The organism is Nonomuraea sp. NPDC050783, assembly GCF_040802095.1.
Lineage (GTDB): Bacteria > Actinomycetota > Actinomycetes > Streptosporangiales > Streptosporangiaceae > Nonomuraea.
Genome location: NZ_JBFAHK010000008.1, coordinates 26,178 through 42,683, shown reverse-complemented (window position 1 = coordinate 42,683; position 16,506 = coordinate 26,178). Strand labels below are relative to the sequence as shown.

General features: G+C 67.1%; 15 protein-coding genes and 2 pseudogenes. 6 read left to right on the top strand and 11 right to left on the bottom strand.

What is annotated here, in order from left to right; translation table 11 throughout:
- Positions 1-10 precede the first annotated feature (10 nt).
- The gene (locus tag AB0H75_RS22765) at positions 11-292 is read right to left on the bottom strand and encodes a hypothetical protein (RefSeq protein ID WP_367799106.1); all 282 of its coding nucleotides are present in this window, start codon (positions 290-292) and stop codon (positions 11-13) included.
- Positions 293-641: 349 nt separating this feature from the next.
- On the opposite strand from AB0H75_RS22765, the gene AB0H75_RS22760 reads away from it, so the two are divergent.
- From AB0H75_RS22760 to AB0H75_RS22750, 3 genes are all read left to right on the top strand, one after another.
- Positions 642-2,021 (top strand): helix-turn-helix domain-containing protein, encoded by a 1,380-nt coding sequence (locus AB0H75_RS22760; RefSeq protein WP_367799105.1) that lies wholly within the window; start codon positions 642-644, stop codon positions 2,019-2,021.
- Positions 2,018-2,551 (top strand): flavoprotein, encoded by a 534-nt coding sequence (locus AB0H75_RS22755; protein ID WP_367799103.1) that lies wholly within the window; start codon positions 2,018-2,020, stop codon positions 2,549-2,551. The genes AB0H75_RS22760 and AB0H75_RS22755 overlap by 4 nt, the downstream gene beginning before the upstream one ends.
- A 412-nt stretch (positions 2,552-2,963) precedes the next feature.
- Positions 2,964-3,413 (top strand): hypothetical protein, encoded by a 450-nt coding sequence (locus tag AB0H75_RS22750; protein ID WP_367799101.1) that lies wholly within the window; start codon positions 2,964-2,966, stop codon positions 3,411-3,413.
- 312 nt (positions 3,414-3,725) lie between these two features.
- Here the strand turns inward: AB0H75_RS22750 and AB0H75_RS22745 are convergent, their stop codons facing one another.
- From AB0H75_RS22745 to AB0H75_RS22725, 5 genes and pseudogenes are all read right to left on the bottom strand, one after another.
- On the bottom strand, positions 3,726-4,220 hold the full coding sequence (locus AB0H75_RS22745) for a hypothetical protein (protein ID WP_367799099.1): 495 nt from the start codon (positions 4,218-4,220) through the stop codon (positions 3,726-3,728).
- A gap of 294 nt (positions 4,221-4,514) precedes the next feature.
- Positions 4,515-5,420: an ADP-ribosylglycohydrolase family protein gene (locus tag AB0H75_RS22740; protein WP_367799097.1), complete on the bottom strand. Its 906-nt coding sequence runs from the start codon at positions 5,418-5,420 to the stop codon at positions 4,515-4,517.
- Between the two features lie 290 nt (positions 5,421-5,710).
- A pseudogene (locus tag AB0H75_RS22735) lies at positions 5,711-6,700 on the bottom strand (transposase); the annotation flags it as partial.
- 14 nt (positions 6,701-6,714) lie between these two features.
- Positions 6,715-7,080 (bottom strand): hypothetical protein, encoded by a 366-nt coding sequence (locus AB0H75_RS22730; protein ID WP_367799096.1) that lies wholly within the window; start codon positions 7,078-7,080, stop codon positions 6,715-6,717.
- Between the two features lie 251 nt (positions 7,081-7,331).
- Positions 7,332-8,375, bottom strand: a complete 1,044-nt coding sequence (locus tag AB0H75_RS22725; protein ID WP_367799095.1) for a hypothetical protein — start codon at positions 8,373-8,375, stop codon at positions 7,332-7,334.
- Positions 8,376-8,685: 310 nt separating this feature from the next.
- Here AB0H75_RS22725 and AB0H75_RS22720 point away from each other — a divergent pair, with 310 nt between their 5' ends.
- Both AB0H75_RS22720 and AB0H75_RS22715 read left to right on the top strand, forming a co-directional pair.
- A complete protein-coding gene (locus AB0H75_RS22720) occupies positions 8,686-8,814 on the top strand; it encodes a hypothetical protein (protein WP_367799094.1) in 129 nt (42 codons plus the stop codon).
- Positions 8,815-8,908: 94 nt separating this feature from the next.
- A pseudogene (locus AB0H75_RS22715) lies at positions 8,909-9,574 on the top strand (transposase); the annotation flags it as partial.
- 101 nt (positions 9,575-9,675) lie between these two features.
- On the opposite strand, the gene idi reads toward AB0H75_RS22715, so the two are convergent.
- From idi to AB0H75_RS22690, 5 genes are read right to left on the bottom strand one after another with little or no spacing between them, the layout of a single operon-like run.
- Positions 9,676-10,350, bottom strand: coding sequence for an isopentenyl-diphosphate Delta-isomerase (gene idi / locus AB0H75_RS22710; protein WP_367799093.1), 675 nt, complete (start codon positions 10,348-10,350; stop codon positions 9,676-9,678).
- Between the two features lie 43 nt (positions 10,351-10,393).
- A complete protein-coding gene (locus tag AB0H75_RS22705; protein WP_367799092.1) occupies positions 10,394-11,317 on the bottom strand; it encodes a UbiA family prenyltransferase in 924 nt (307 codons plus the stop codon).
- Between the two features lie 33 nt (positions 11,318-11,350).
- On the bottom strand, positions 11,351-12,415 hold the full coding sequence (locus AB0H75_RS22700) for a polyprenyl synthetase family protein (RefSeq protein WP_367799091.1): 1,065 nt from the start codon (positions 12,413-12,415) through the stop codon (positions 11,351-11,353).
- Positions 12,405-13,292, bottom strand: coding sequence for a cyclopropane-fatty-acyl-phospholipid synthase family protein (locus tag AB0H75_RS22695; protein WP_367799090.1), 888 nt, complete (start codon positions 13,290-13,292; stop codon positions 12,405-12,407). Before AB0H75_RS22695 ends, AB0H75_RS22700 begins: the two co-directional genes overlap by 11 nt.
- A gap of 39 nt (positions 13,293-13,331) precedes the next feature.
- Positions 13,332-14,363 carry a polyprenyl synthetase family protein gene (locus AB0H75_RS22690; RefSeq protein ID WP_367799089.1) on the bottom strand — a complete coding sequence of 344 codons (1,032 nt, stop codon included), beginning with the start codon at positions 14,361-14,363 and terminating at the stop codon, positions 13,332-13,334.
- Positions 14,364-15,381: 1,018 nt separating this feature from the next.
- On the opposite strand from AB0H75_RS22690, the gene AB0H75_RS22685 reads away from it, so the two are divergent.
- Positions 15,382-16,503 carry a Rieske 2Fe-2S domain-containing protein gene (locus AB0H75_RS22685; protein WP_367799088.1) on the top strand — a complete coding sequence of 374 codons (1,122 nt, stop codon included), beginning with the start codon at positions 15,382-15,384 and terminating at the stop codon, positions 16,501-16,503.
- Positions 16,504-16,506: the final 3 nt, after the last annotated feature.

Here is a 16,506-nt window from a genome sequence, read left to right as displayed (position 1 = left end):
CGCCCGTCTGCTACTTGGCGATGTACTCCGCCAAGACGTCCGCCGCCCCCTCAACATCGATGATCGGATGCCGCTTCTCGGCGCTCTGCCAGGAGTAGTAAGCGCCGCCGTACCCGACGAACACCCACACAGGAAGACCCGGCTCCGGCCTGTGCACCATGAGCGCGCAGTTGTTGTCCCGAAGCTCCGCGTTCACGCCCCGACTGACGAGCCGGTCACGCAGCCGGATCAGGGCGCTCGCCTCGTCCAACTGCCCGAAGCGGTGCAACGTCGCTTGCATGATCGAACTCATTTCCCGTTCCCTCCGGCCCGGCCGCTTGCGAGGCAGTCGAGACACGTCCGCTCTCCCATCGCTTCCGCCTCCTCCCCGCCGGCGCCGATCAGGAGAGCGTGGCGCGAGCTCTTGAGCTTGTAACCACGCCCACGGCACGCGGGACAGGGGCTGGTCTCGCAGTTCTCGTCTGGCCGGGTCACCGTCGCCATCTCCTCGCGAGTCGTTTTCGGTGCTCCCTGCGGCGGAAGCCCGCTTCGCTTACCTTGTTGCTTGATGGCAAGTCCACCGGCGAAGCAGAATGAAGGGACCCGCCGATAGGCCCCCCTCATAACCCCTTTTCGATCCCCGCTCGGAAAGAAGGCCAGATATGCCCGACGCCGCACCGAATGAGCGACTTCGGAACTGGCGACAGCAGGCCGATTTGACCCGCGCCGAAATGGCCAAAAAGGTCAACCTCACCAAGAGCGGGATCAAGTATCGCCTGAGCTGCGACGAGGAACGGATACGCCGGTGGGAAGCCGGAGAGGTCATCTGGCCCCGCGAGCCGTACCGGCTGGCCCTGGCCGAGGTCACCCACCTTGACCCCGAAGACCTGGGCTTCGCCCCCACCAGACGCGGACGAACCCCCGAAAAGCCCTTTACAACGGCCGACAACACCAGAAATACATTGCCCGCCGTCACTCTTCCCGGACCCGAAAGCGAAGAAAGAGACGTACGGCGCCGTGAATTCGTCGGCCTCACAGGGGCAGCCCTCTTCAGCGCCGTACTCGGAAAACCAGCCCAGGACGCGAACACGGACATCGAAAAGCTGGCCGCCGTACTGATCGACCACACCACCCCGGCCAAGGGACCCGCCAGCCTCGATTCCCTGGCGCATGCGGTCGCCATCGCCAAACGCAACTACCAGGCATGCCGGTACACCGAGGTGACCGCCAAGCTCCCCACTCTCCTCCACGAGCTTCGCGCCGCCTGCGCCTTCACCGAGGGTGACGAGCGCCTACGGGCGCAAGCCCTGTCCGCCGAGGCGTACCACGTCACCGCCTCCATCCTGCTCAAGCAGGAGGACAAGGGCCTGGCCTGGCTCGCAGCCGACCGCAGCGTCCAAGCCGCACACGCCAGCCAGAGCCCCCTCATGATCGGCTCAAGCTCCCGCATCATCACCCACGCCCTCATGGACGGCGGCCACCACCACGCAGCCACGGGTGCGGCCCGCAGCGCAGCCGAACGCATGGTCGCCGACCTCACCGAGCCCACCCCCGACGACCTCTCGATCTACGGATCGCTGCTGCTGCGCGGAGCCATCGCCGCCGCCGACACGGGCAGCCGCCACAACACCGCCGAACTCCTGGACGAGGCAGCCGAGGCCGGCCACCGCCTCGGCCAGGACGCCAACCACATGTGGACCGCGTTCGGCCCCAACAACGTCCTGTGCCACCGGGTCAACGTCGCCCTCCGCTTCGGCGACGCGGGCACCGCCGTCGACTACGCCCGCCAAGTCGACCTGGACCAGCTCCCCATCAACGAACGCAAGGCCACCCTCCTCCTGGACACCTCCCGCGCCTTCCTCATGTGGAACCGGCACGACAAGGCCCTGCACATCCTGCGCGCCGCAGGCGAGATCGCCCCGGAGGAAATCGCCGGCCGCCCCGCGGCCCTCCGGCTGGTACGTGACATCCTGGCAACCGCCCCGATCAGCGTCCGCCGAGAGGCCCGCGAATACGCGACAACCCTGGGAGTCATCGCGTGACCCAACCCGGCAAGGTCCTGTACATCATCGCCTGTGCCGCAGGACCGGCCCCCCACGTCGGCCGTCTCGTCACCCTCGCCCAAGACGCCGGCTGGACCGTCCAGATCATCGCCACCCCACCAGCACTCGACTTCATCGACATTGCCGAACTGGAGAAGCAGACCGGCCGCCCTGTCCGCAACCAGTACCGCAAACCCGGCGAGCCCAGATCGCCCCGCGCCGACGCCATCATCGTCGCCCCGGCCACCTACAACACGATCAACAAATTCGCCCAGGGCATCGCCGACACCTACGCACTCGGCGTCCTGTCCGAAGCCCCAGGACTCGGCATCCCCGTCGTCATCCTGCCCTTCGTCAACACCGCCCTGGCCGCACGCGCCCCCTTCCAGCACAGCGTTGACCAGCTCCGCGCCGAAGGCGTACACATCCTGCTCGGCCCCGGCCAGTTCGAACCACACCCACCCAACTCAGGAGCAGAACGCATCGACAGCTACCCGTGGTCACTGACGTTGCAGAACTTGCCGAATTAATCTCTTGAGGATCAAGCGGCGGCGCGGCGCGCCGCCGTACCCCCGGCCCTCCGCCCGCCCGCCGTCCGGGCGTGCGGCCTGGGGGCCGGTCCCGGACGGCGGCGGGACACCGGGCCGGCCGCCGCACGCCAGCCCCGCCGTACTTGCCGAACGCGCCGGCCAGGGTTGCCGCGCCCCCGCACAGATGCAGCCCTACGATCGCCACTGCATGGCTGGTCACCGTGCATGGTCGGGGGCGATCGAAGGTCCAGGGCTTCGTTCCTCAGCCCTGGCCCACCGAGCAATGTGGTTGCGGCCTGCACGATTGGTGAGGCCGTCGGCAAGTAGGTCGCATCGCGGCGGGAGGGTGGTAGCGAGCGGGAACGGGAGATGCTCTGTGGAAGGCATTGATCTCCTCGGACAGAATGACTGCATGGATCATGCAGAGATCGTCGTCGGCCGAGGCGAGCAGTCCGATCATGTGCTCATCCAGGTGCACGGTCGTATGCATCCTGGCTCTACCGATCTCTGGGACGGAAACTGGCTGGTCTCTCCCATTCAGGTGCGGGTCGGCGGGTTTACGGCCAGAATCGATGCGGGGCTTCGGGCCGATGAGCTCCGTGACTTTCGAGTGGCTTTGGAACGTGTCTACGCTGAGGTCAGCGGAAGGGCCACCCTGTCCTCCATGGAGCATTGGATCGAGCTCACTGCCGAATGCCATCCCACCGGCTCTCTGTCGATCTCCGGGACTGTGGCTGACGATCCTGCGATGTGGAACACCCTTAACTTCGTGATCGAGGGCTTGGACCAGACGGACATCCCGCCGCTCGTGGAGGCGCTCGTTGCTGTTGAGGAGCGATTCCCCGTCGTGGGCCGCGAATGACGGCGTCTGCCTCTGGCTCGCGGGATATGCGCGGGATGATCTTCTCCAGTAGCGGACAACGGAGAGCCATATCCTGAGGCCGGGGGCCTGGTGCGGCTAGGGACGTCGACCCGCTGTAAAACCGTCGCCAGTGGGCGCGCGTGCCCGTTGCATGCCCGATAGGGAGGTTATCAAGGGCGGATAGTGGGGACTTACGGGCAAGGCCGCACGGCGCCTGGCCAGCGCTGGAGCACGTCAGGCGATCAAGAGCCGAAATCTTCCAAACTGGCTATGACGAATGGCGACGGTCAGGGGACCAGAGCCCGCTCTCTTTCATTTCATACGTCGTAGTCGCGCCGCCTTCGCAATCTTTCCAGCTTGGCATCGGAGCTCATCATCAGTTGGCGGCGTGCTTCGTAAGGCTTCCCCATCATCGATGAGGATCATGAGCTCTGTGATCTCGGGCGGGTGGCCGCATAGAGATGAGAGTTCAGTGATCAGGAAATCGGCACCAGCCGAGATGGGTAGCGTGCCGTCCTGCATGGCTAGTGAGATATCGTGCGCGACATCCCACGGCTCCTGCTGGATATCCACTGGGGGCATTCCGCAATCGGCAAGCACCTGACGAAGCAACGGTTCAATCTCCGAAAGGGAGCCAACGGAGAGGGCGTATCCGGCTAGTTCGAGCGTGCTGGGCGTGTCGATTCCGGCTCCGATCAGGTCGCAGGCCATCCAACCTGCGTCTGCAACACGACCGACGAGCCGTTGGCGGAGCAGGTCACCGCGAAGCTCGACAAGGTACTCGTGCAGTTCCGCCGAGAGTTTCATGAGACCAGTATTGTCGTGGCAGCATGATCCGGAACATGCCCGGAATGATCAACGATGCTAGCCTCGCGGCCAACTGACTATCCGCAGCTCAGTAACGGTGCGGTGCGCCATGAAGGCGATCCACTTCTAATCCGACGGTCGCAGGTTCGAATCCTGCAGGGCGCGCTTCACCGGGCCAGCACAAAGAGCCTCTGACCGCAGTAACGCGGGTCAGGGGCTCTCTTCATGTGTCCGGCGGTGTACGGCTGTCGCCAGCCATCACCGGGTGATCTTTCCCCATGCCTTCCCAGGGGATCAGGCGGGCTCATGGTCGAGTGGTGGGGCGCCTGCCCAGCCCGGTAGCGGCTCGCATCTTCCTCTCCACTGTGGGGGGAGGTGAGTGCTCTCGGAAGCGGCGATGATGCCGCCGACGATGGCGCACGTGGTGTCGACGTCCCCGCCCGCCGCCGCCGTGGTCCACATGGCCGCCTCGAAGTCGTGGCGTTGGCGAGCTGCCACCCAGAGGGTGAACGGGACCGTGTCGTGAGCGCTGACCTGTCGCCCGTTGCCGAGCATTCGGGCGGCCAGCGTGGGGTCGCTGATGGTGAGAAGTTGCCGGGCCTCGGTGATGCCGTCGTGGACCATGCTCGCGGGCACGTGCTCACTGATTCGGTCGAGGAAATGCCCGGCAGGCAGGTTGGGATCGCTGACGGTCAGGGCTGTGGCTACTGCGATGGCTACGGCGCCGGCCACCGCTTCGGTGTGGGTGTGGGTGACCTGTGCTGAGAGGGTGGCCTGATGGACGGCCGCGGCCAGGTCGTCGGCGAACCAGGCGCCGAGTGGCGCTACCCGCATCGCGGCACCATTGCCCCACGAGCCTTTTCCGTCGAAAAGCTCCGCGGCAAGCGTGCGCCAGTCGCCGCCTTCACGTACCAGCCGGAGCATCCGGTTCGTCGTCGGGCCATACCCGCGATCGAAGTCGTGATGGGTGGCGAAACTCGTGGCGAGTTCGTCTTGGCCGATGGTGCCGTGATCGGCCAGGACACGGTAGATGGAGCACGCCATTTCAGTGTCATCCGTCCACTGCCACGGGGCGGGCGGAAGGAGGCGAGAGGAGAGGGCGTGACGATTGTCTGGAACGAAGAATTGGGAACCGAAGGCGTCGCCGAGAGCCAAGCCATGGAGAGAGGCTGCGGCCCGCGCAGGGAGATGAGGTGACATCGTTTTCATTGTGAGGTACGTCGGCTGTTGCCGACGTACCTCACTACGGCTTTCGCTGCTGAAAGCCTTTGTTGGTCGGGTCGGTTAAGCTCTCAACGCTCAGATCATCCAGCGGTGCCCTCATCGCTGACCTCGATCTTTCTCGACCTTGAGCTGGTCGGCTGAGGTCTTCGGCTGGAGCTCGACTGGCCCGCCGTGGTCAGCGTGGCTGCCCGGCTGTCGCGCCGGGTAAGCGGGGTTCCACGGGCCCGAGGATTCCTTCCTGGTTCGCTGGGATGGTTTGATGCTGGTCAGGTCGGCGCCGGAAGGGCTTGGAGTCGTGCCAGGGCGGTCAGGAGTGTGTCGGCCCAGGGCCATCGCGCGGGGATGCGGAGATGCAGGCGTCGGCCTCCGTGCGCCAGGCGTCCGGCGACCGCGAACAGACGCAACCGCAGGCGTTTGGGCTCGTAGCGGCGGGCGTCCGTGTCGTGCAGGGCGAGCATCCGCGTCCAGGCGAGCAGTTCACAGGCCAGGGCGACGATCTCGCACCAGATCTGGTTCTGGGCGGAGTCGTGCAGGGGCAGGTCGCGCAGGCCGGTGTCCTTGGCGGCGCGGATGCGGTTTTCGGCGCGGGCGCGGGCGCGGGCGCGGTGGCGGTGGCGTAGTTCCAGATCGGCGAGCCGGCCGCCGGGGGTGCCGGTGACGAAGCAGGTGAAGCGGTGTCCGTCCAGATCGGTGAAGCGCAGCTGGGCTCCGGGGTGCGGGCGTTCCTTGCGGATGATGACCCGCATGCCCTTGGGCCAGCCGGTCAGCTTCAGCAGGCGGGTGAGCTCGGCGACCCAGGCGCCTGGGCGTGGCCGGCGGTCAGCGTCGTATGCCGGGGTCCAGGCGGTGGCCGGGAGTTCGCTGATCGCCTGCGTGATGTCGTCGGTGAGGATGAAGCCGATGGAGTACTTCAGCCAGCGTCCGGGCCGGGTGAGCCAGGTGAGGAACTCTCGGGTGCCGCCGCTGGAGCCGGTGCGGATCAGCACGTTGCGCCGCGGGTGCTTGGGGAGTTGGGCCAGGGCGAGGCGGGTGGATCCGTAGCTTTTCTTCCAGGTCGGGGCCGCGTGCTGCTTGCCGGAGTGGGAGAGGGCGATGGTGGCGTCGAGGTCGACGATGACGGGCCGGCCGTCGGCTCCGGGGGCGTGGTCGCCGGCCAGGTGCCAGGCGCGTTGGCGTGCGGTGGCGCGGGCGGCGCGGATGGCCTTGAGCGCGCGGACCGGATCGGCGGCGAGCCGGTCGATCAGGCGTGAGACGGTCGTCGTATCGACCGTCACGCCGGTCGCAGTCCCGTCACGCCGGTCGCGGTCTCGGTGCCGGTGTTCCGAGGAGAGGCGGCGAACTGCGACTCACGCGTCACCTCCCATGCGACCGTCAGCTGCATCTCCCGCATTGCCTCGATCTCGGCGGCCTGCTCGGCAGCGAGCGCCGAGCGCTCCGCTGCATCCGCGACCACCCCCTTCGCGGATTGGCGATTGTTGAGCGGCGGGACGATGTCAGCGGTCCGCGACGCTAAGGTCGGTAGCAGAGTGTGATCAGGCAGGCGGGCGGCGAGAATCCGATGAACAGCGGCACCGAGGGCATCACTTCGGGCTGACTGGGCGGCCAGGGTAGGCTGCTCGGAAAAGTACGTCCGCAATTTCTGGCGTCCCCAGGACGGCTTTCCCGCCCTGATCGGGCAGGCCCAAGACGCAGGCCGCCGAGGCGACCGCGCCGGCGAGTAAGGCGCGTCGGCTGCCTGAGAGGCTGAAGCTTCCCGGCAGCGTCCGCACCGGGCTCGATGCCATCATGGACATGGAAAGACCATGACGACGATCAGCACCGACACGGACCCGCTCGCCGGCTCGGCCGCCCGGCGTCAGCCAGGCCATCTCGGTAGTGAGGCAAGGATCACTGCTTGACCGCAAGCAGGCCGTACAGTTTGCTGATCTTCTCCTGGTCGGCAATGAGCGGCAGCGTGTCGAACGTCAGGTTCCAGTCGGTGACCTTGCCGTTTCGGTGGCCGAAGCGCTCGATGATGCCGTAGGTGATGTCCCGACCCTGACTGCGGACCGTGCCGTACCACTCCTGATAGGTGGCGTTCTTGGTGCGGACTGTCTGCCCTGGTTCGAGCTTGCCGGCGAGGGTGCCGTCCTGGTCGTCCTCGAATTTGCCGACCAGCTTGTTGATGTAGGCGAGCTGGGCAGATCGGGTGTGCAGCGTGCGCTCGCCGAGCCCGATACCCGACAGCGGTGCCGAGCCGACGCCGTTCACCAGCGCCTCGGCGTTCTTGCCGTTCCAAGCGGCGGCGCGGGCGAGAAGGTTCTTGGTCAGCCGGCTCACGTGCACTGGCCTGGAGGACGCGGGTTCGTCGGAGTCGGTGATACCGCCGAACATGTCCTCCAGGCGCAGCTCCTCGGGAGCGATCGGGTTGAACCAGGCGAACCTGTCGTAGTAGCGCCGTCCTTGCACCACGTCGCCGTCCTTGTTCACCACGACACGGTAGATGGCGGGGTAGTCGATGGTGTGGCCGTGCACCACGACCCGGTTGGCGGCGCCGTACATGACAGTGTTGTCGCCGATGGCGATGCGAGTCGGGCGCATGTTGAAGGACGGGAGGAGCGTGAGGCTGTTGGAGATGGCCTTCTTGATGTTCTCCCTGCCCTGCGTGATCGGGCTGGCCGCCTCCCAGAGCGTGGCGTCCTGCGACCAGATCTTCTCGTATGCCGCCACCCGCTCGTCGAAGCCGTCCTCGGTGAGCATGGCGCCGAAGGTGGTCTGCCGTCCGATGAAGGTGCCGGCCTGCGGGGTCATCCGCCCCTCGATCACCGGCTGCGCCGGTTCGTTGGCCTGGGCCGGTTCCTGGGCCTGAGCTGGAGTGGCCACGACACCGAAGGCAAGAGCGCCGGTCATAAGGACAAGGTTGAGGTTTCGCTTCATGTTCATGGCCATCATTTAGTCTTGAATCGCCCTTACCTGTCGATTACCTACCAGGTAGGTGGATTCCGGGCGGTGACCCTCACGGTGCAGAGTGCTCTCCTGCTCCATGAGCAATCATGTGACGATAAGACAGGGCGAGTGGTTTCCGAAAACGGCCCGAGACGGGCGATCGCGAGCAGGCGGATGGCACCGATTTCTAGATGACCTCCGTTATCTGGCAAGACGGCGATCACCGGGGTAGCGCGAGCTGGACCGGCGCCGCCCGGCGCAAGCACTTCGTTTCCCGGTTATCCGGCAACCTGGCGGATGGTGGAGGCTCACCCGCATGGATCCGGTCATCGTCGAGCAGCTCGGCCGCTCCCATCCGCTCGCCCGGCATCTCGACGACTTCCTCACCGACCTGGCCAACGCCGGGAAGTCGCCGCCCACCACGGCGAGGAGCTCGCCGAGCTGAGCGCCGCCCCGGTCCGCGCCTGCCTGGCCGGGCTCGCCGATGCGGTGCCCGCGCCTCGGAGGTGTGCGGGCTGTACGTCGAAGACCTCGACCTGCGGCTGGACGACGAGCACGTCCGTATCCACGGCAAGGGCGGCAGCGTCCGCACCGTCCTGCTCGACGACCGCGGCTACGTCGCCCTGCTCGAGCTCTACCTGGCCCGCGCCGGCTACACCGCCGGGCCGCTGTTTCGCGCCTCCATCAACGGCCGCGGCGGACCCCTGTCCTACGACGCCGCCCACCACCGCTGGCAGACCTACTGCGCGCAGGCCGGCGTCGAGATCGACATCCACCCGCTGCGCCACGCCCACGCCACCCAACTCATCAACCCCGAGATCGGCACGCCTGGCAAGAACCGGCAGGTGACAGTGCTCGGCGCGCTGGAGGTGGTCACCGGGGAGGTGGTCACCGGGCGGTGGGTGTATCGGCTGAGCCGCCGCCGTGCCGCCGATTTCATCGCCCTGCTGGAACAGATCCGCCTGGCCGGCCCGACCGCCCCGGCGATCGTGGTGATCTGTGACAACGACAGCATCCACCACGCCAAAGCCGTCACCGCCTACCTGGCCGAGCACCCCACCATGGAGCTGCTGTTCGGCGCGCGCTACAGCCCGCACGACAACCCGGTGGAACGCGTCTGGGCCGCACTCAAGGCGTTCATCGCCAACACCGCCGTGCCTTGGACCAGCCTCTGGCTGCCTGCGAGTTACAAGCAGAACTTCTGGGCGTTACCACGGGAATCTTGGCAGAGCCCAGAGCCCAGAGCCCAGAGCCCCTGGAGTGATACCCCCGCCGTACGGCTTCCGCAGTGGGGCCGGGCGCTGGTTCACGTGTGGACGCGTGCTCCCGAGGGGAGTTCGGATTCGGCGGCCGGTTCCCACGCCAGCGGGTCGACGCCGAGGGAGCTCAGCAGCGGCACCTGATCGCGGCACCAGGGCGAGATGGCCAGCAGCCCGCTCAGCACCCCCTTGGTGAATTCCTGCCACGGCATCCAGTGCGCTTCGTCCACCTCGTCCGGGTTGAGGGTGAGGCGTCCGGAGGTGACGGCCCGGTAGACGGGGCACAGCTCGTGCTCCACCACACCGTTGGGCATGACCGCCCGGTAGGAGAAGCGGGGCAGCATCAGCTCGACCCGCTCGGCGGTCAGTCCCAGCTCGAACCGCAGCCGCCGCGCCACCGCCTGCTCCAGCCGTTCGCCGGGCAGCGGGTGGCCGCAGCAGCTGTTGGTCCACACACCCGGCCAGGTGAGTTTGTGGGAGGCGCGGCGGGTGAGCAGCAGCCGGCCTTCCCTGTCGAAGACGTAGCTGGAGAAGGCCAGGTGCAGGGGGGTGTTCGTGCCGTGTATCGACAGTTTGGGGGCGGTGCCGACCGCGTTGCCCGCCTCGTCGATCAACACGACGTACTCGTGGGGTGTCGCGTCGCGCAGCGTGCGTTTCTGGGGACTCTCTGGAGATGGGCGGGCTTCGTGTCGTTTGCCGCCGACCTCGGTGTGGTCGTGCACTGCTCCTCCTTCGGGCGTCCGCGAGTTCTCCGCGCCATCCCCTTCAGGACCAGAGGATGAGGCCGGAGATGAGGACGGTGGGATAGCACCCGGTAATGAACATTTGGTAAGTGATGCGATCAGCTGCCGCGTGTCGGAAGAGCAGGGCTCGTGCACCGGTGGCCCAGCACATGGCGGCGTACAGACTGTCAACCAGGACGATGCGCCAGAAAGGCGCGCCGGTCGGGGCGAACAGCAACAGGTGCCCCAGTACCGGGAAAATCCCCATGAGTACGGCAAACCAGACGCGAACCGGCCAGGCGCCGAGAACGAGGGCAGGGGTGCGGCGTCCGACCGCGCGGTCGCCTTCCACGTCCCGCAAGTCCTCGAAGATGATCGCGAGCGGATAGGTGGCTCCGATGGTGAGGAACCATCGCCAGGCGGTGCCGTCCAAGGGGCTGACGACTTGCCAGGACACGGCGAGCTGAGCCACACCGGCGGCCATGTTGAACGGCGTCTTGCACCACAGATACAGGCGCGGCGTGCACACCATGTTCATCAGGATCACGCCGGCCTGGAACAGCAGAACCCACTCGACGACTCCGAGACGCCAGCCCAGAAGGGTGTAGAGCGGCATCACGCACCAGAACCGACGCCAGGCGCCGAGAGGGGTCAGCAACCCGGCGGGTATCGGCCGGTACGGCTTGTTCAGGCGATCCTCGTCCCCGCTACGGGCCTGATTCGAGGAGTCGAAGACGTAGATGTAACAGAAGGACAGGATCACGATCTCCGCTTCATGCCACAGGATCCGCGAAAGCGGGAGATCGTCACGCAGGCAGACCGCGAGCGCGATGACGAGCGGCGGGACAACGGCTCCAGGCAGGTTGTCGGCGACCATGCGCCAGGTCACCTGGAGTTCGTGATGGAGGGCTCGGAGCAACCGCGATGCCGGTGTGGTCCCGGCGGCAGAAGAGTCGGGCTGGCGCACGAGGTCCTCCCCGTTCCGATCAGTCGGCGCCGGTCATGCCGTGCGCCGGGTGGCGGCTTCGGCCAGTTGCCGCAGGGCCGAGATGACGGGAGGCGGGAATCCCGACCCGGTGAGGGTGCGGACGGCCTGCTGCCGTTTGATGTCGATGAGACGCTCGACTTCCCGGCGGGCGCCGGTCTGGACGAGGATCTCGCGGACCGTACCGGCGCTCTCCTCATCGAGGTGAGGGTCCCCGATCAGGGAGCGCAGGCGTTGGCCCTGGATGGGGGTGGCGTTCCTGAGAGCGAGCGTCAGAAGCACGGTGGGCTTGCCTTCCCGCAGGTCGTCGAGAGCGGGCTTGCCCGTGTGCGGCACGTGGCCGAAAACGCCGAGGAGCTCGTCACGGAGCTGGAACGCCTCTCCCAGCGGAATGCCGTACGCCGTGCAGGCTTTCAGGACGGCGGGCTCGGCCCCGCCCAGCGCGGCGCCGAGATGAAGGGGGCGTTCGACGGTGTATTTCGCGGACTTGAGCCGGTTGATCTCCATGGCGAGCTCGATGTCGGTGCCGTACTGACCGGTGGCCAGGAGTTCGACGTAGGCGCCGGTGAGCGCCTCCGCCCGCAGGGCGTTCAGCGGCGGGAACGCGTCCCGCAGCCGGGACATGTCGGGTTGCCCGCGATATGCCAGCTCATCGGACCACGACAGCGCCAGGTCTCCGAGGATGAGGGCGGCGCTGACGCCGAACCACCAGGCGGTCTCACTGCCGGCGGGGGCCGGGCAATGGGCACGTAAGGCGTGGTAGGCGCTGGGCGCACCCCGGCGGGTGGCCGAGCGGTCGATGATGTCGTCGTGGATCATCGCGGCGGCGTGGAACATTTCCACCGCGGCCGCCAAGTGCAGGATCTCTTCGGACACGCCGGTCCGGCCCGCGGCGTGCCAGCCGACGACGCACAGGACGGGACGCAGACGTTTGCCGCCCGCGTCGAGGAGACCGCGCAGGTGCTCCACCAGCGGCCGGGCTCGCGGATGCGGAATGGCTCGGTGCTTCTCGTCGAGGAACGAGCGCAGAACGCCCTCGACGTCCCGGCGGATACCGGCGAGATCCACCTCATCCTTCATGGCTCACCCGCGGGGGAGACTGGGCCAGTTCGGCGGCCACGAGCAGGTAGTTGAGCCGGTTGGAGCGGTATCCCTGGAGGAAAGCGCTCTCGACGCCGGTGCGGAGTTCGGAATGCGAGCGCAGTTCCCAGTACGGGATGGCCTCGGCAGTCAGGTCACGGACCTTCGAAGGGACCAGGCCGTTGGCCGCCAGCGCGCGCATATAGGTGCTGCGCGGGTGGATACGGCAGACGTAGTGATCGTTGATGGCGTCGATCTCGGGACTCGCGCCGGAGGCGGCGACGGCGTCGTTGGCACACCATGTCACCAGGACGTATCTGCCGCCGGGCTCGAGCAGCCGGGCGAACTCGTGGAACGCCTCGAAGAGATCGACGTACATGGTCGTCTCGTTGGAGACCACGTACTGGTAGGAGGCGTCGGGGAATCCCGTGGCGGTCATGTTCGCGTAGTGGAAGCGGACACTGTCGCCGCAGCCCCTGGCTTCGGCCAGCTTGCGGGAGAAGGCGATGTGATGCTCGCAGAAGTTCACGCCGTCCACCCGGCATCCCAGGCGGTCGTGCAGGATGAATGAGGTGCCGCCCCGGCCGGAGCCGGCGTCCAAAACGCGTGCGTTCGCGGGCACTGCGCCCAGGCCGTCGAGAATCAGCTCCACCTGTTCGCTCTCCATGCGGTGCATCTCCCGCAGGATGAGCTGCTGCCGCTGGTCGGCCGGGACCGTCAGCACCGTGCGGTCGAAGTCCCCGACGGCGTAGTGGTGGTGGTACAGGCCGTCCATCGCGCCCAGCAGCAGGTTGATGTCATCGTGCTGCTTGGCCGCCCAGTGGCTGTGGAGCTGCTGCTCGTACTCGTTTCGGATGATCTCGTACTCGGCTGTCATGGCTCCTCATCGGTGCGCCCGAGGTGCGGCAGTGGAAGGTCACGCCTGGCGCGTGACCGCGAACCGGAACAGGCTCGCCAGCGCCTGGCGCGAACTGACCGGCGCGGCGAGGTGGTCAAGGCGGGCGAGGGCCGCGGCCAGCTTGTCCCGTGCGAGGCGTTCGGCGACGGCGCGCCCCCCGGCACGGACGATGAGCTCAGCGATACGCTCCAGGGTTTCGTCATCGCGACTGCCCTGGACAGCGCGGAGCGCGGCCAGCTCTCGTCCGGCCGCCGTGTTCGACAGCAGGGCGGCCAGGACGGGCAGCGTCGTCTTGCCCTGCCGTAGATCGCTCAGTGGCGGCTTGCCGGTCACAGCGGGGGGACCCCAGATGTCCTCCACGTCGTTGGCGGCCTGCCAGGCAAGGCCCAGGTCGTGGCAGGCGTCCTGCAGGCACTGGACGGTCGCCTCGTCGGCCTCCGCCAGAACCGCTCCGATGCCGGCCGCGGCGGCCAGGAGAGCGCTCGTCTTGTCCGCGGCCATGCGCAGGTAGTCCTCGACCGTGAACGCCGTGCCCTCCTCCAGCTCCACGTCAGCGGCCTGTCCATCGCAGAGACGACGCAGGCCGTCGGCGAGCAGTTGGAGGGCGCGTCGGCCGGGATCCGTACCGATGGCCGCGAGCTGGACGATCGCCGCTGCGGCCAGCGCGTCGCCGGCCAGTATGGCCGTGCCGGTTCCGTACGCCAGCCACGCGGTCCGGCGCCCGCGGCGCAGATCGTCGGCGTCGATCACGTCGTCGTGCAACATCGAGTGGTTGTGTATCAGTTCCACCGCGACGGCGCCGGGCACGGCCGCCTCGGCACGCCCGCCCGCCGCCTCAGCGGACAGCAGGACCAGCGTGGCCCGGACGAACTTGCCCTGTGCCGTGCCGGTGGCCGGTGTACCGTCCGCCGCGCACCAACCGAGGTGATAGCCGCAGGCGGTGGCCAGACGGGGGTGCAACGCATCGACCGCGGCGCGCAGGCCAGGCAGAATGAGTTCCCTCGTGCGTTTCAAGGCCGCGCTCGACGGTGACGTGAAGGTTCCGGTCATGGTGGCACCCCGGCCCTGTCAGACAGAATTGTCAAGGGGTAGCTAAGCGAAATGCTAACAACGAGCTCTTTGTGCGAATAGCCCCGCATGTATGGATATGGGGTAATAGGGTTAGTACCATGCGGTGGATTGCCGAAGCGCGCGCGGTTATCTCCGATCACGCCCGTAAATACGGAGCCTTGTCGCGGGCGCCACCAGATCTGCTTTGTGTGGCACCTGACAGAAGGAGACGTCGTCCAGTGCTCAACGATGTGTGGCTTCTCCCGATGCCGGCTCGCGTGGGCAGGCTCAGCACGCAGCCGCATTTCGGCCCGGGCGGTGGAAGCCAGGTTCCTTCTGTCGGGAACTGCTGAGTCCGCCGCGCTCAGGCGGTCCACGATCAGGTCCCCGTCGAGGGGCTCGGCATCGACAACGCGTCCCTGGAGTCCACGGTCGGCCTTTTCGAACCGGAGCGGATCAAGCTTCGGCGGTCGTAGAAGAGCTCTCCCGGGTCACCGCCGACAGAGATCTCCACCGAATCCGAGGCGATTCACCCGCCGCCTCGTCTTTCCGTGGCAGTTTGCCTTGTTCGCCTCCGGGAATGGATTGACACTGGAATGCCGGCTGCGAACCACGGCAGGCCGGGGTGGCGGCCCGAAAAGCCCGCCGGGCACGATCCTGAATAGAGGTGATGTGGCGGCGCCGGGCTGTGTGAACGGCTGGCCCTCAGTGGGATGATCAGCAGCTGACATTGATCGCGAGGCACCTGTGATTCGTGCGAAGTGTCGAGCACGACGGGCCGATCGGGGCATTCCAGCCTCGGGCCAGAACCTTCCGTGCCGACGCCTGAACTACCCCCATTTCTCCTGCTGATTGATGGCCGACAGGCTGTCCGACGAAGAAATGCTGCTCCCCATGCCATCGTCCCGGGAAGCCTCGGAACGGCAAACAGTCCGCCGTCATCCTCGCCCTCGAATGCACCCGGCCCATCTGGATGCCCGCCCCTCATTCGAATCCAGCGCATGAAGGAGCCTCTCGCATGGTCAAGCGCAAGGTCAGACTCTCCGTATTCTCAGGCCCCAGGAATATCTCGCCATGCTATGCAGACGGCATCGCGCCGTTGCCCACTCCTGCCGGATGGTTCTGCGTGGGGTTCTCGGACGAGGTCCCCGCCGGCGCCGTCGTCACCAGACCCCTGGGAGGGCAGGATGTGGTCCTCTACCGCACGCGCGACGGCCTGTTGCGGGCTATCCGGCCATACTGCCCCCACCTGGGGGCACACCTGGGGGCAGGGGGCCGTGTGGAGGGCGAGGAGATCGTATGCCCCTTCCACGGCTTCGCTTTCGCACCCGAGGGCGCATGCACGCGTACCGGGTACGGGACACGCCCGCCGAAAGTCTCGCTGACGCTGCTGCCGGTACGGCTCAGGCACGGAATGATCATGGTGTGGCATCACCCCGCCGGCCTCCCGCCCGACTGGGAGATCCCCGAGACCCCACCCGCGGAGCCCGCCTCCATGGCCCGCCGCCTCGTCGAATGTGCCGGGCACCCCCAAGAGGTCTTCGAAAACGTCCCGGACACCGGCCACTTCACGGCAGTCCACGGCAAATACTGCACCGGAATCCGAGTCGTCTCACCGTTCAAGGCGAACGGCACCAGGGGACATGCGGCCATCGACGCGACGATCCGCGTCCCCGGTGTGGGGAAGACCGTACGGGTCGGCTACAGCGCCACCATCCACGGCCTGGGCTGGTCAGAGATCGACATCACCCTGCCCAACGGCAGTCCTCTCCGCGCCTGGCTGCTGCCCACCCCCATCGCACCCTGGCGCGTGCATCTCCGGTTCTGCATGTCATTGCCGCTGTCTTCCCCCAAGTGGCTGCTGCCCGCAGTGCGCCCCGCCTACCAGAACGTCGCCTCCCGGCTGCTCGCGGAGATCCTGCTGTGGTTCCACCATGAAAAGCTCGTGGTCTCGGAGACATCCGGCGACGTGCCCGTCTGGGACGCCAAGGCATATCTCCACAGGCCGGCCCTGGCTGAAGGCGACGGCCCCTTCGGGCGTTACCGGAACTGGGCGCGCCAGTTCTACGTGGACGGAACTCCCCGGCGGACCAGAGTGCCCGCGGAGGCCCAACCGCTGCCTGAGACAGCGCGGGACTGACCG